Below are 14,734 nucleotides of genomic sequence, written 5' to 3'. Positions count from 1 at the left end.
GTGACAGTGCAGGCGGATCAGGCCTCCGGCCCCGCGACGAGCTTTCCGCCCTCCGTCCTGACCGGCACGGACGGCAGCGGGGCGACGGCGGGCCCCTGGAGGACCTTGCCGGTACGGGCGTCGAAGACGCTGCCGTGACAGGGGCAGCTGATCTTCCCGTCCTCGACGGCGTCCACGACGCAGCCCCGGTGGGTGCAGACCGCGCTGAAGGCCGCGTACCGGCCCTCGGCGGTCCGGGAGACGACCACCCGGTCCTCGCGGTAGATCTTCGCGCCATCGGCCGGTACGGCGTCGGCCGGGCCGAGGTCGACGGGGGCGGTGGGGGTCGGGGACGCCTTCTTGCCCGATTCCTCCGGCGAGCAGGCCGCCGCCCCGAGCCCGGCGGCTCCGGCCAGCGCCGCTCCGCACAGCACGGTTCGTCGGGAGGCGGGCTGGCTGGTCATGCGGGGCTCCACGGGGCAGGGCGGTACGGGATGGTGCTGGCATATGACGATACCGGTACGGATCGGGCCGCTCACCGGCGGATCCGGGTTCGTTCGGAGCGGACGTAAACGTTTGCGCAAGCGTTTACGCGCGGTCGCCGATGCGGTACGTTCCCCCACGTTCCCGCAGCACACCGCGAAGGCAGCGCACCGAGGAGAGGGGCGGACGGATGGCGACCATGGTCGACGTGGCCCGGCGCGCGGGGGTCTCCGTGGCCACCGTCTCGCATGTGGTCAACGAGACCCGCCGGGTGCGCCCGGCCACCCGCCAGGCCGTCCTGGACGCCATCGACGACCTCGGCTACACCCCGAACACCCTCGCCCGCTCCCTCGTCACCGCCCGCACCCGGTCGATCGGGCTGGCCGTCTCGGCGATCAGCAATCCGTACTTCACCGAGATCCTGCAGGGCGTGGAGGCCAGCGCCCTCGAACACGGCTACAGCCTGCTGATCGCCGATCCGCACGACGACCCGGACCATGAGCGGAAGGTCGTCCAGCTGCTCCATGAGCGGCGGGTGGACGGGGTGATCGTCGCGCCGTCCGCCGAGCCCACCGAGCTGATCGGCTATCTGACCCGGCACGGGGTCCCGTGCGTCTTCCTGGACCGGCTGGTCGGCGACGGGCACGACCATCCGTACGACCAGGTCGGCGCCGAGAACGCGTTCCCGCTCGAACAGCTGGTGCGCCACCTCGCCGAGCTGGGCCACCGCCGCATCGGCCTGGTCGCGGGCCAACCGGGGCTGAGCACCACCGCCGAGCGGATCGACGGCTACCGCACCGGACTGCACCACAGCGGGCTGCCGTTCAACCCCGGGCTGCTGGCGGACGGCCACTCCGAGGCGCGCGGCGCGGAGGACGCCACCCACCGGCTGCTGGCCTCGGCCGAACCGCCCACCGCGATCATCACCGCCAACAACGCGATGACGATCGGCGCGCTGCGCGCCCTGCGGGCGGCGGGTCGCGCCGTACCGGGCGATCTGGCGCTCGTCTGCTTCGACGACTTCTCCTGGGCCGATGTCTTCTCCCCCGGGCTCACCGCGATCGCCCAGCCCAGCCGGGAGATCGGCAGCACCGCGGTCCGGCTGCTGCTGGACCGGCTGGAGCGGCCGGAGCGCCCGCCGCGTACCGTGCGGCTGCCGTGTGCGTTCGTCCACCGCACGTCCTGCGGCTGCGCCCCCGAAACCGTGCCCGAATCCGCTACCCCGTCCCCCGATCGCCCGCCGCCCTCAGGAAAGGACCCCGTCTCGTGATCGTCGTCGCCGGAGAAGCCCTGATCGATCTCGTGCCCGATCGCGCGGCCCCCGCCGCGACGGGCGACGAACTGCCCGCACTGCGTCCGGCACGCGGCGGCGGCCCCTACAACACCGCGATGGCGCTGGGGCGGCTCGGCGTGCCGACCGCGTTCTGTTCCCGGGTCTCCACGGACGGCTTCGGCGAGGCGCTGCTGTCCCGGCTGCGGCAGGACGGGGTGGACACCGCGCTGGTGCAGCGCGGCCCGGAGCCCACCACCCTCGCCGTCGCGTCGATCGGCGCCGACGGTTCCGCGGGCTACGGCTTCTACGTACAGGGCACCGCGGACCGGCTCTTCGCACTGCCCCCGGCCCTGCCCGAGGGGACCACCGCGCTGTCGCTGGGGACCTGTTCGCTGGTGCTGGAGCCGGGCGCGAGCGCGTACGAGGCGCTGCTGCGGCGCGAGGCCGGGCGCGGCGTCTTCACCGCGCTCGACCCCAACATCCGCACCGGCCTCATCCCCGACCCGGACGCTTACCGGGCCCGCTTCCTCGGCTGGCTGCCGTACGTCGGGCTGCTCAAGCTGTCGGTCGAGGACGCGCGCTGGCTGGCCGGTGCCGGGGACGCCCCGGCGGACTCCGACGCGGCGGTCGAGGCGGCGATACGGGAGTGGGCGGCGGCCGGACCCGGGGCCGTGGTCTGCACCCACGGCGGGGACGGGCTGAGCGTGCTGTGCCAGGACGGATCCCGCTGGGCCGTGCCCGGGGAGCGGGTGGAGGTCGTGGACACCATCGGGGCGGGCGACACCGTGAACGCCGCGCTGCTGCACCGGCTGGCGGCGCACCAGGCGCTGTCGGCGCCCGCGCTGGCCAAGCTGGACGAGGCGGCCTGGCGGGACGTCCTGCGCTTCGCCGCCCGGGCCGCCGCGCTCACCTGCTCCCGCGCAGGCGCCGAGCCGCCGTACGCGGCCGAGCTGGCGTAAGGGGTGCGCCGCGCCCGAACCGGGCGCGGCGCTTCCTCCGCCTACTTGGCGGCTGTCCGCTTCGAGGCGGCCGTGGACCTGGCCGCCGCCTTCTTGGTGACAGCCTTCTTGGCCACGGCCTTCTTGGCCACGGCCTTCTTCGCCGCGGTCTTGTTCGCCACCGTCTTCTTCGCGGCGGTCTTCTTGGCCGCCGCCTTGGCCGGGGCCTTCTTGCCGCCCGTACGGGCGGCGGGCACCGTCGCGTCGCTCACCCGGTCGCCCAGCACCTCCCGCAGGAACTTCCCGGTGTGGCTGGCCGGGACCGAGGCCACATCCTCCGGGGTGCCCTCGGCGATGACCAGACCACCGCCGCTGCCGCCCTCCGGGCCCATGTCGACAACCCAGTCCGCCGTCTTGATCACATCGAGGTTGTGCTCGATGACGATCACCGTGTTGCCCTTGTCGACCAGACCGGACAGCACATTGATCAGCTTGTTGATGTCCTCGAAGTGCAGACCGGTGGTCGGTTCGTCCAGCACATAGACCGTCCGCCCGGTGGACCGCTTCTGCAGCTCGCTCGCCAGCTTGACCCGCTGCGCCTCACCGCCGGAGAGGGTCGGCGCGGGCTGGCCGAGCCGGACGTAACCCAGCCCGACCTCGTTGAGGGTGCGCAGATGGCGGGCGATCGTCGGCACCGCCTCGAAGAAGTCCAGCGCCTCCTCGATGGGCATGTCCAGCACCTCGGCGATGGACTTGCCCTTGTAGTGCACCTCCAGCGTCTCCCGGTTGTAGCGCGCGCCGTGGCAGACCTCGCACGGCACATACACATCCGGCAGGAAGTTCATCTCGATCTTGATGGTGCCGTCGCCGGAGCAGTTCTCGCAGCGGCCGCCCTTGACGTTGAAGGAGAAGCGCCCGGGCATATAGCCGCGCACCTTCGCCTCCATCGTCTCGGCGAACAGCTTGCGCACATGGTCGAAGACCCCGGTGTACGTGGCCGGGTTGGACCGAGGGGTGCGGCCAATGGGCGACTGGTCGACATGGACCACCTTGTCGACCAGATCGTCACCGGCGACCCGGGTGTGCCGCCCGGGGACGGTCTTCGCCCCGTTCAGCTCGCGGGCCAGATGGGTGTAGAGGATGTCGTTGACCAGCGTGGACTTCCCGGATCCGGAGACCCCGGTGACGGCGGAGAGCACGCCGAGCGGGAAGGACACGTCGATGTCCTGGAGGTTGTTCTCCCGGGCGCCGTGCACCGTCAGCTGCCGCGCCGGGTCCATGGGCCGCCGGGCCCCCGGCAGCGGGATGACCTTCTTGCCCGACAGATAGTGGCCGGTCGCCGACTCCTCGTTGACCAGCAGCTCGCTCAGCGGCCCGCTGTGCACCACCTTGCCGCCGTGCTCGCCCGCGCCCGGGCCGATGTCCACCACCCAGTCCGAGGTCTTGATGGTGTCCTCGTCGTGCTCCACGACGATCAGGGTGTTGCCGAGGTCGCGCAGCCGCACCAGCGTCTCGATCAGCCGGTGGTTGTCGCGCTGGTGCAGGCCGATCGACGGCTCGTCCAGCACGTACAACACGCCCACCAGGCCGGAGCCGATCTGGGTGGCCAGCCGGATGCGCTGGGCCTCACCGCCGGAGAGCGTGCCCGCCGCCCGGTTGAGCGAGAGATAGTCCAGGCCGACGTCGACCAGGAACCGCAGCCGCTCGTTGACCTCCTTGAGGACCCGCTCGGCGATGGTCTTCTCGCGGTCGGTCAGCTCCATGTTCCGCAGGAACTCGGCGCATTCGCTGATCGACATCGCGGAGACGTCCGCGATGGACCGCTCCTGCACGGTGACCGCGAGGACGATCGGCTTGAGGCGGGTGCCGTCACAGGTGGGGCAGGGCACCTCGCGCATATAGCCCTCGAACCGCTCCCGGCTGCTGTCGCTCTCCGCCTCCGTATGACGCCGCTTGACGAACGGCACCGCGCCCTCGAACGCGGTGGTGTACGCGCGCTGGCGGCCGTAACGGTTGCGGTAGCGGACCTCGATCTGGGTGCGGTGGCCGTTCAGCAGGGCCTTCTTGGCCCGCTGCGGAAGCCCGGCCCAGGGGATGTCCGTACGAAAGCCGAGCGCGTCGGCGAGCGCGCCGACCAGCCGCCCGAAGTAGTCCTTGGTGTGGCCGTGGGACCAGGGGTGGATGGCGCCCTCGTCCAGCGACTTCTCCTCGTCCGGAATGATCAGCTCCGGGTCGACCTCCATCCGGGTGCCGATCCCGGTGCAGTCCGGGCAGGCGCCGAACGGCGAGTTGAAGGAGAAGGAGCGCGGCTCCAGCTCCTCGAAGGACAGGTCGTCATACGGGCAGTAGAGGTGCTCGGAGAACATCCGCTCGCGCTGCGGATCGTCCTCGTCGAGATCCACGAAGTCCAGGATGATCATGCCGCCGGAGAGGCCGAGCGCGGTCTCCACCGAGTCGGTCAGCCGCCGCTTGGCGCTGTCCTTGACGGTGAGGCGGTCCACGACCACCTCGATGGTGTGCTTCTCCTGCTTCTTCAGCGTCGGCGGGTCGGACAGCTGGATCGTCGCGCCGTCGACCCGGGCCCGGCTGTAGCCCTTGGTCTGCAGATCGGAGAAGAGGTCGACGAACTCCCCCTTGCGCTCGCGCACCAGCGGGGAGAGCACCTGGAAGCGGCTGCCCTCGGGCAGCTCCAGCACCCGGTCCACGATCGCCTGCGGCGACTGCCGGGCGATCGGGCGGGCGCACTCCGGGCAGTGCGGCTTGCCGATGCGGGCGAACAGCAGCCGGAGGTAGTCGTAGACCTCGGTGATGGTGCCGACGGTCGAGCGCGGGTTGCGCGACGTCGACTTCTGGTCGATCGAGACCGCCGGAGACAGGCCCTCGATGAAGTCCACATCGGGCTTGTCCATCTGGCCCAGGAACTGCCGGGCGTAGGAGGAGAGCGACTCGACGTAGCGGCGCTGCCCCTCGGCGAAGATCGTGTCGAACGCGAGGGACGACTTGCCCGACCCGGAGAGTCCGGTGAAGACGATGAGGGAGTCGCGGGGGAGGTCGAGCGAGACGTTCTTGAGATTGTGCTCGCGAGCGCCACGGACGATGAGACGGTCGGCCACGCCGGTCGGCACCTTTCTTGAGGAGAGGTGGGTGCGCCGGGCCCGCTCCCGGTCCCTTCCCGACGGTACCGACGGGCAGGACGGAGCGGAGCGAAGCCCCCGACCCAGGGTATGGGGGCGCCACGGCGATGTCTTAAGGATGCAGCACGCCGAGCCTATAGCACGCACATTCGATTTGCCGGGCCCGCGTGCCTGGTTCACCCGATCGTGTAGCGGGTGCCCTTCGGTTGCTACGGGATAAAAGGCGCATCACGCCCCCGATATTCCCCGCCGGGCAGCGGCCCGTCATCTCGCCCCCGACGCCGCGCCGCCCGGCCCTCCGAGACTAGGCTTGAGGTCATGACCTATAGCGGAGCGGTGACGGTCGGCGGACCGGCGGACGTGCACGAACTGCCCGATCTGATGATCTCGAAGGTCGCGGTCGGCCCCATGAACAACAACGCGTATCTGCTGCGTTGCCGGGCCACCGACGAGCAGTTGCTGATCGACGCGGCCGCCGAGCCGCAGACCCTGCTCTCCCTGATCGGCGAGAGCGGCATCGCCTCCGTCGTCACCACCCACCGCCACCAGGACCACTGGAACGCGCTGCGCGAGGTGGTGGACGCCACCGGCGCCCGCACCCTGGCGGGCCGGTACGACGCCGAGGGCATCCCGGTGCCCACCGATGTGCCGGTCGAGGACGGCGAGACGGTGCGGGTCGGCCGGGTCGAGCTGACCGCCCGCCATCTGGTGGGCCACACCCCGGGCAGCATCGCCCTGGTCTACGACGACCCGCACGGCCATCCGCACGTGTTCACCGGCGACTGCCTCTTCCCGGGCGGCGTCGGCAACACCTGGAAGGACCCCAAGGCATTCGAGAGCCTGCTCCACGACGTCGAGACCAAGCTCTTCGACCGGCTCCCGGACGAGACGTGGGTCTACCCCGGCCACGGCGACGACACCAGCCTCGGCGCCGAGCGCCCGCACCTCGCCGAATGGCGCGAGCGCGGCTGGTAGCGCCCTCCAGTCCCGTACCGCGCTGACTGGTGCGAGCGCGGCTCGTAGCGCCCCCTCCACCCCCGTACCGCGCCGCGTGCCGCCGCGCGCCCCGTAACCGGTGGGGCGCGGCGGCGGTTGGCGCGGCATGCACGACGTCCCGCGCCACGACGACCGCGCCCCGTCCGCCCCTGCCGCCCCGTCCATGGCTCGCCTCGCCGCCGCGTCGCTGGCAGGCACCGCCATCGAGTTCTACGACTTCTTCGTCTACGGCACGGCCGCGGCCCTCGTCCTCGGCCCGCTCTTCTTCCCCACCTTCTCGCCGCTCGCGGGCACCCTGGCCGCCTTCGGGACCTTCGCCGCCGGATTCGTCTCCCGGCCGCTGGGCGCGATGCTGCTCGGGCCGCTCGGCGACCGCCACGGCCGACGGCCGGTGCTCATCGCCTCACTGCTGCTGACCGGCCTCGCGACGGTCGCGGTCGGCTTCGTCCCGACGTACGACACGATCGGCATCGCCGCCCCCGCCCTGCTGCTCACGCTCCGCTTCCTGCAGGGGCTCGGGCTCGGCGGCGAATGGGGCGGCGCGGTGCTGCTCACCGCCGAGCACGCGCCCGCCGGGCGGCGCGGCCTGTGGTCGGGCTTTCCGCAGGTCGGCCCGGCCATCGGCTTTCTGCTGGCCAACGGCACGATGCTGATCCTGTCCGCCACGCTGTCCGACGCCGCGTTCCGCTCATGGGGCTGGCGGGTGCCGTTCTGGGGCGCGGGACTGCTGGTGGCCGCCGGGCTGCTGCTGCGCACCCAGGTGACCGAGACCCCGAGGTTCCAGGAGCTGGCCGAGCGCGACGAGCGGGCCGCCGCACCGCTGGCCGAGGTGGTGCGCGACCACTGGCGGCTGGTGCTGCTCACCGCGGGCGGGCTCGCGGTGGGGTACGCGGTCTTCTACGCGGTGACCACCTGGTCCCTCGCCTACGGCACCGAGCGGCTCGGAGTGGACCGTACGACCATGCTCGGCTGCATCATGGCGGCCGTGGCGGTCAAGGGCGCCGTGACGCCCCTGGCGGCCCATCTCGGCGACCGCTACGGACGGCGGCCCCTGTGCCTGCTGGGCTGCGCGGCCACGGTGGTGTGGACGTTCCCGCTGATCGCGCTGTTGCGCACCGGGGAGCCGCCGCTGATGTTCGTGGGCTTCCTGGGCGCGCTGCTCGCCTTCATCACCATGTTCGCCGTGACCTCGGCCTATCTGCCCGAGCTGTACGAGCCGAGGGTGCGCTGCACGGGCGCGGGGCTCGGCTACAACCTCGCGGGGGTGCTCGGCGGCGCGCTCACCCCCATCGTGGCGACCACGGTCTCCCGGGGCGACGGCCCGCCGTGGGGCGTCGCCCTCTATCTGACCGCGATCGCGCTGCTGAGCCTGGGCTGCTTCGCCCTGCTGCCGGAGACACGGCCGACGGCCGACCGTCCGGCGGGCGGACGATCGGCCGTGCGGCCCCTGGAGGCCGGGGAGGCTCCTGCCTGAGCCCCGGTCTCCTGATGGACAGTGCCGGGTAGGCGTCAGACGTCGGCACTGTCCTTGTCCCGGGACGGGCCCTCCCCGGTCCCCGCCTCCGCCAGGGCCTTCTTCTTGGAGGCGTAGAGGCTGGTGATCGTCGTGACCACGAGCACCCCGCAGATCACACCCAGCGAGACCGGTATGGAGATCTGCGGGACATGCACCCCGGACTCGTGGAGCGCGTGCAGCACCAGCTTGACGCCGATGAAGCCGAGGATGACCGACAGCCCGTACGACAGGTGGACCAGCTTCTTGAGCAGCCCGCCGATCAGGAAGTACAGCTGGCGCAGACCCATCAGCGCGAAGGCGTTGGCGGTGAACACGATGTACGGGTCCTGGGTCAGGCCGAAGATCGCGGGGATGGAGTCCAGCGCGAAGAGGACGTCCGTGGTGCCGATCGCCAGCATGACGATCAGCATCGGCGTCATCAGCTTCTTGCCGTTCTCCATGATGAACAGCTTGGTGCCGTGGTACTGGTCGGTGGAGGGGAAGCGCTTCTCGACCGCCTTGAGCAGGCGGTTCTCCTCGAACTCCTCTTCCTCCTCATCGGCGCGCGCCTCCTGGATGAGCTTCCAGGCGGTCCAGATGAGGAAGGCGCCGAAGATGTAGAAGACCCAGGCGAAGGTCGAGATGATCGCGGCGCCCGCGGCGATGAAGACCGCCCGCAGCACGAGCGCGATCAGCACACCCACCATCAGCACCCGCTGCTGGTAGATCGTCGGCACCGCGAACTTCGCCATGATCAGGACGAAGACGAAGAGGTTGTCGACGCTCAGCGACTTCTCGGTGATGAAGCCCGCGAAGAACTCGCCGGAGGGCTGGCCGCCCGCGAAGACCAGCAGGCCGAGCCCGAAGAGCCCGGCGAGCACGATCCAGACGGCGGTCCAGATTCCGGCCTCCTTGAGGGAGACCTCATGCGGTTTGCGGCCACCTATGAAGAAGTCGACGGCGATAAGGGCGCAGAGACCGACAATCGTCAGCCCCCACATGGCCACGGAAACGTCCACGGATCCTCCGGCATTCGTACGGCAATTTCAGCGTCGTCGCTGCCGGAGGTCTCTTCCGCCCGGGCTCGCGCCACGGACCGGTGTCCCGGGACCGCGCCCGACCCGACTCAAGGTGCACGGGCGCGATCCGTGGTGACGGGAACACCGCTAAGGAGTACTCCCCTCCGCGTAAAGAAGAGTACAGGAACCCCCATGAAATAGTAAAGAGAAAGGCAAGTGCCCTGCTCAGGAGGGACTTTGAGGCAACGGACGTCAGCGTCCGTACGTCTGCCGGGCCCGTGCCACCTGCCCCAGCACCTGCTGCAGCACCTGGCTCCCGGCCGGGGCCAGCGACGGTTCGTACGTCCAGGCGTGGCCGACCCAGGGGTCGGCGAGGTGATCGTCGGCGACCGGTGTGATCCGCAGCAGCGAGCGCCACAGCGGGTCCAGCACCGGCCCGTACGCCTGCGCGTCCTCGCGGTCCGCGACCATCATCAGATGCACCCCGACCGAGGGCCCCTCGTCCGCGAGATAGCGCAGCTGGGTGACGGCCCGGTCGTCGAAACCGTGCGGGAAGTCGTGGACGATCAGCAGCTGCTGGGCGAGGTCCAGATCGGGCGGCAGCGCGTCCGTGGCCCCGCTGCGGACCGCCATCTGCACCAGGTCGACGCGCCGGGTCAGCGCGGCGAGCACCGAGGACACCCCCGCCGCCCCGGCCACCGGCGGCTCACGCAGCGCGCCGGACGACAGCAGCGGGGCCAGCGACGCCGCGGCCGAGCCCGCCGGGTCGATCACATGCATCGAGAACTCGTCCACCGGATACACCGCCAGCAGCCGCGCCGCCAGCGCCGCCGCCGTGTCGGCGGCCAGCCCGCGCAGCTCGGTGGAGTCCAGCAGGGCGCCACGGGCCGAGCCGGTGCGCCCCGCGTCGATCCACAGACCGCGCTCCAGCGGCAGCCGCACCAGCATCGGAATGCGCAGCTCAGTGCGCTCCGGAAGGTGCAGATCGCCCAGGCGCAGCGCCATCGGGACCTCCATCGGCACCTGATAGCCCTGCCAGACCGGGCTGTCCCAGCGGGCGTACGCGGGCGGCAGCGCGGGCTCGACGACCTCGGCCTCGGCGGCCAGCTGCGCCAGGTCGCGGTCGAGGGCGGAGCGGGCCTGCTCGACCAGACCGGCCTGCTTGGCGCGGGCCTGCGCGCGGGCGGCGTCGGCCGCGGGGCCGACCCGGGTGCGCGGATCGGAGAGCACCTTGTCCAGCTCCTGCTCCATCCGGGATTCGGCGAAGTCGACGGCGCTGCGATAGGCGGCGGCGGTGCGGGCCAGGTCCTCGAACATGCCCCAGACCTGGTTGTAGAGCCGCTCGTCCATGGTCCAGCCGGAGGCGTCCCCCGCGACGGGCTGGGCGGGCTGTCCCGGCGTGGCGGGCGGCGCGGCCGGGGGCGGCGTGGGCGGCGCGGCGGTACGGCGGCCGGGGTGCTGGTAGTTGATCGGCCCGCCCGGGGCGGTGTCCCCCGCCGGGGACGACGGCTGAGCCCCCGCCTGGGGCTGGGTCTGGGCCGGGGGCTGGGTCTGGGCCGGGGTCTGGGCCTGGGCCGGGGTCTGGGCCTGGGCCGGGGTCTGGGCCTGGGCCGGGGTCTGGGCGTCCGGCGCGGGTCCGGTGTCCGCCGTGGCCGTACGCACCCGGCCGTCGCCCCCGGCGGCACGCGGCGGGGGCTGGGCCACCGAGCGGGCCATGCCGCGCGCCACCGCGTCGTTGATCTCGGTGGCCAGCTCGACGGCCTGGGGCAGTCCCTGGTCCCGCAGCATCTCGGCCAGCCCGCCCGCGTACCCCTGGCCCACCGCGCGCACCTTCCAGGCGTCCTGCCTGCGGTACAGCTCCAGGGCGACCACCGCGGACTCCGAGTCCAGGTCGGTGAGGGTGTAACCGGCGACCCCGGTGCCGTCCAGGCCCGTCACGGCGACGGACGGCGCGGCCATGGCGCCGAACCGGGCCGGGCCACCGGCCCCGTTCACCAGGGCGAGCAGCACATGCACCCGGTGGACACCCTCGGGCAGCGCGTCGAGGTCGACGGCGAGCCGATGGTCGGCCGCCGCCTGTTTGGACACTTCGATACCGGGCAGCTGGGGCGAGGCGGGGTGCGCGACCCACTCGACGCCCCGTACCGTGCCCTGCTCATCGCCGAGTGTCGCCCCGGCCACGATCGGATTGCCCGCCGAGATCCGGATCTCCAAACGGGTCTCGGGCAGCGGGTGGTTCTGCCCCCGGACCAGCTCGGCCGTCATCGTGCGTCCCCTCGTTGTGTTCCGTTGTGTGCGTGGTGGTGCGGTGGTGCGCCGCCCGCGTGAGCGCGTCGGCCCGGTGGGCAGACGCACCACCGGGCCGACGGGAGAAACCGCTCCGCTTACAGGTGCGGCACGATGTGCGGCATCAGGTCCTGGAAGGTACGGCCGTTGGCGGGCTCGCCCACGGCCTTCATCTGCCAGGCGTTGCCCGCGCGCTGCACGATGGCCATGATCTGCGCGGTGTACTGGCCGCCGCCGGTGAGCGTGTAGCGGGCCAGCTCATCGCCGTTGGTCTCGTCGACCAGTCGGCAGAACGCGTTCTGCACCTCGGCGAAGGTCTGGCCGGTGAAGGAGTTCACCGTGAAGACGATCTGGTCGATGTGCACCGGCACCCGCTGCAGATCGACCAGGACCGCCTCGTCGTCTCCGCCCTGGCCCGCGCCGCCCACCAGGTTGTCGCCGGTGTGGCGCACCGAGCCGTCGTCGCTCACCAGGTGACGGAAGAACACGACGTCGGTCGGCTGCTTGTCGGCGAAGAGCACCGCCGACGCGTCGAGGTCGATCTCACGGGTACGGGAGCCGAACAGTCCCCGGCGGGGCGCCGCCTGCCAGCCCAGTCCCATCCGCACCGCGGTCAGGGTGCCCCCGTCGGCCTTCTGCAGGCTGATGGCCTGTCCCTTGGACATGTTGACCGTCACGCGCTGTCCCTACTCTCGTCTCTCGGTTTCCCCGTGGCCACCGCGCACGGCGCGGCCGAAGCCGCGCCGCCTCGCATGGCCCTCCCGAAAACCCTATGCACGGCGACCAGGGGTCCGGCCAGGCCAGCGCGCTTTTGTGTCGGTCTTGCAACACAGCGGGACCTCGGCGGAACCCCAGCCGCCCCAGGGGTCAGGAGAGCCCGGCCTCCCTCATCTGCCGCAGCTCCTTCTTCAGCTCCCCGACCTCGTCCCGCAGCCGGGCCGCGACCTCGAACTGCAGCTCCGCCGCGGCGGCCCGCATCCGGTCGGTCATCTCCTCGATCAGCTCGGCCAGTTCGGCGGCCGGACGGTCGGTCAGCTCGCCATCCTTCGCCCCCTTCCCGGCCTTGCCGCCCGCCTTGTGGGACGCCAGGGCGGGCACCGGCGCCTTCGCCTGCCCCTTGCCCGCTCCCTTGCCCTGGTCCGCCTTGCGGTAGCCGGTTTCCAGCAGCTCCTTGGTGTCGATCTCCTCGCGCGCGAGGGTCGCCACGATGTCGCCGATCTTCTTGCGGAGGGGCTGCGGGTCGATCCCGTTCTTCTCGTTGAACGCGACCTGCTTCTCCCGGCGGCGGTTGGTCTCGTCGATGGCCTTCTCCATCGCCGGGGTGATCTTGTCGGCGTACATGTGCACCTGGCCCGAGACGTTACGGGCGGCACGGCCGATGGTCTGGATCAGCGAGGTGCCGGAGCGCAGGAAGCCCTCCTTGTCCGCGTCGAGGATGGCCACCAGCGAGACCTCGGGCAGGTCGAGGCCTTCCCGCAGCAGGTTGATGCCGACCAGGACGTCGAACTCGCCCGCGCGCAGCTCGCGCAGCAGCTCCACCCGGCGCAGGGTGTCCACGTCGCTGTGCAGATAGCGCACCTGGATGCCCAGTTCGAGCATGTAGTCCGTCAGGTCCTCGGCCATCTTCTTGGTGAGGGTGGTGACGAGGACCCGCTCGTCCTTCTCGGTGCGGGTGCGGATCTCATGGATCAGATCGTCGATCTGGCCGTCGGTGGGCTTGACCACGACCTCGGGGTCGATCAGGCCGGTCGGCCGGATGATCTGCTCCACGAAGCCGTCGCCTCGGGACATCTCATATGTGCCGGGGGTCGCGGAGAGGTAGACGGTCTGGCCGATCCGCTTCTGGAACTCCTCCCACTTCAGCGGGCGGTTGTCGAGCGCGGAGGGCAGCCGGAAGCCGTGCTCGATCAGCGTGCGCTTCCGGGACGCGTCGCCCTCGTACATCGCGCCGATCTGCGGCACGGTGACATGCGACTCGTCGATGACCAGGAGGAAGTCATCCGGGAAGTAGTCGAGCAGGGTGTGCGGCGGGGAGCCGGTCTCGCGGCCGTCGATGTGCAGCGAGTAGTTCTCGATGCCGGAGCAGGTGCCGATCTGCCGCATCATCTCGATGTCGTACGTGGTGCGCATCCGCAGCCGCTGGGCCTCCAGCAGCTTGCCCTGCTTCTCCATCCGGGCGAGGGTCTGCTCCAGCTCGGACTCGATCCCGGCGATGGCCTTCTCCATGCGCTCGGGCCCGGCCACATAGTGGGTGGCCGGGAACACGTACAGCTCCTGGTCCTCGGTGATCACCTCGCCGGTGAGCGGATGGAGTGTCGACAGCGCCTCGATCTCGTCGCCGAACATCTCGATCCGGACCGCCAGCTCCTCGTAGACCGGGAAGATCTCGATGGTGTCGCCGCGGACCCGGAAGGTGCCCCGGGTGAACGCCATGTCGTTACGGGCGTACTGGATGTCCACGAAGCGGCGCAGCAGCTGGTCGCGGTCGAACTCCTCGCCGACCTTGAGCGGCACCATGCGGTCCACGTACTCCTGCGGGGTGCCCAGGCCGTAGATGCAGGAGACGGATGCCACCACGACCACATCGCGCCGGGTGAGCAGCGAATTCGTCGCGGAGTGGCGCAGCCGCTCGACCTCCTCGTTGATCGAGGAGTCCTTCTCGATGTAGGTGTCCGACTGCGGTACGTACGCCTCGGGCTGGTAGTAGTCGTAGTACGAGACGAAGTACTCGACCGCGTTGTTCGGCAGCAGCTCGCGGAACTCGTTGGCGAGCTGGGCGGCGAGGGTCTTGTTCGGCGCCATGACGAGCGTGGGGCGCTGAAGCTTCTCGATCATCCACGCGGTGGTAGCGGACTTGCCGGTGCCGGTCGCGCCGAGCAGCACGACATCCTTCTCACCGCCGCTGACGCGCCGCTCCAGGTCGGCGATGGCCGTGGGCTGGTCGCCGCTGGGCGTGTACGGGCTGACGACCTCGAAAGGCGCCACCTTGCGTTCGATCTGAGTCACGGGCCGCATGAGACCCACCGTACGACTCGCCACTGACAACGGCCGGACCTCCCGCTCTCCCGGCCGTTCTCCCCGCCGCTCCGGGAGGGGTACGGGATGGATCAATGTACGGCCTTTCTGTGACT

10 protein-coding genes are annotated in these 14,734 nt (G+C 71.0%); 4 read left to right on the top strand and 6 right to left on the bottom strand.

The window, feature by feature from the left end:
- Positions 1-17: 17 nt before the first annotated feature.
- Complete coding sequence (locus tag ACWC5C_RS02650) at positions 18-443, bottom strand: Rieske (2Fe-2S) protein (RefSeq protein ID WP_450872957.1); 426 nt, start codon at positions 441-443, stop codon at positions 18-20.
- Between the two features lie 209 nt (positions 444-652).
- Here ACWC5C_RS02650 and ACWC5C_RS02645 point away from each other — a divergent pair, with 209 nt between their 5' ends.
- Together ACWC5C_RS02645 and ACWC5C_RS02640 are read left to right on the top strand one after the other, a co-directional pair.
- Positions 653-1,732 carry a LacI family DNA-binding transcriptional regulator gene (locus ACWC5C_RS02645; RefSeq protein ID WP_450872955.1) on the top strand — a complete coding sequence of 360 codons (1,080 nt, stop codon included), beginning with the start codon at positions 653-655 and terminating at the stop codon, positions 1,730-1,732.
- On the top strand, positions 1,729-2,694 hold the full coding sequence (locus tag ACWC5C_RS02640; protein WP_450872953.1) for a carbohydrate kinase family protein: 966 nt from the start codon (positions 1,729-1,731) through the stop codon (positions 2,692-2,694). The genes ACWC5C_RS02645 and ACWC5C_RS02640 overlap by 4 nt, the downstream gene beginning before the upstream one ends.
- 41 nt (positions 2,695-2,735) lie before the next feature.
- Here ACWC5C_RS02640 and uvrA read toward each other — a convergent pair whose 3' ends face one another.
- On the bottom strand, positions 2,736-5,786 hold the full coding sequence (uvrA, locus tag ACWC5C_RS02635; RefSeq protein ID WP_450872951.1) for an excinuclease ABC subunit UvrA: 3,051 nt from the start codon (positions 5,784-5,786) through the stop codon (positions 2,736-2,738).
- Positions 5,787-6,125: 339 nt separating this feature from the next.
- Here uvrA and ACWC5C_RS02630 point away from each other — a divergent pair, with 339 nt between their 5' ends.
- Both ACWC5C_RS02630 and ACWC5C_RS02625 read left to right on the top strand, forming a co-directional pair.
- Positions 6,126-6,782, top strand: coding sequence for an MBL fold metallo-hydrolase (locus tag ACWC5C_RS02630; protein WP_450872949.1), 657 nt, complete (start codon positions 6,126-6,128; stop codon positions 6,780-6,782).
- A gap of 184 nt (positions 6,783-6,966) precedes the next feature.
- Entirely contained in the window at positions 6,967-8,277 is a 1,311-nt protein-coding gene (locus ACWC5C_RS02625) for an MFS transporter (RefSeq protein WP_450873252.1), read from the top strand.
- 35 nt (positions 8,278-8,312) lie between these two features.
- Here ACWC5C_RS02625 and ACWC5C_RS02620 read toward each other — a convergent pair whose 3' ends face one another.
- The 4 genes from ACWC5C_RS02620 to uvrB all read right to left on the bottom strand — a co-directional run bounded on the left by ACWC5C_RS02620 (position 8,313) and on the right by uvrB (position 14,618).
- Entirely contained in the window at positions 8,313-9,317 is a 1,005-nt protein-coding gene (locus ACWC5C_RS02620; protein WP_450872947.1) for a TerC family protein, read from the bottom strand.
- A 252-nt stretch (positions 9,318-9,569) separates the two neighbouring features.
- Positions 9,570-11,582, bottom strand: coding sequence for a TerD family protein (locus tag ACWC5C_RS02615; protein ID WP_450872945.1), 2,013 nt, complete (start codon positions 11,580-11,582; stop codon positions 9,570-9,572).
- Positions 11,583-11,701: 119 nt separating this feature from the next.
- A complete protein-coding gene (locus tag ACWC5C_RS02610; RefSeq protein ID WP_450872943.1) occupies positions 11,702-12,280 on the bottom strand; it encodes a TerD family protein in 579 nt (192 codons plus the stop codon).
- A gap of 190 nt (positions 12,281-12,470) precedes the next feature.
- Positions 12,471-14,618 carry an excinuclease ABC subunit UvrB gene (gene uvrB, locus ACWC5C_RS02605; RefSeq protein ID WP_450872941.1) on the bottom strand — a complete coding sequence of 716 codons (2,148 nt, stop codon included), beginning with the start codon at positions 14,616-14,618 and terminating at the stop codon, positions 12,471-12,473.
- Positions 14,619-14,734: the final 116 nt, after the last annotated feature.

This window comes from Streptomyces sp. NPDC001700, from assembly GCF_053596435.1.
The sequence above is the reverse complement of the archived record's forward strand: the minus strand, read 5'-3'. Positions and strand labels throughout refer to the sequence as shown.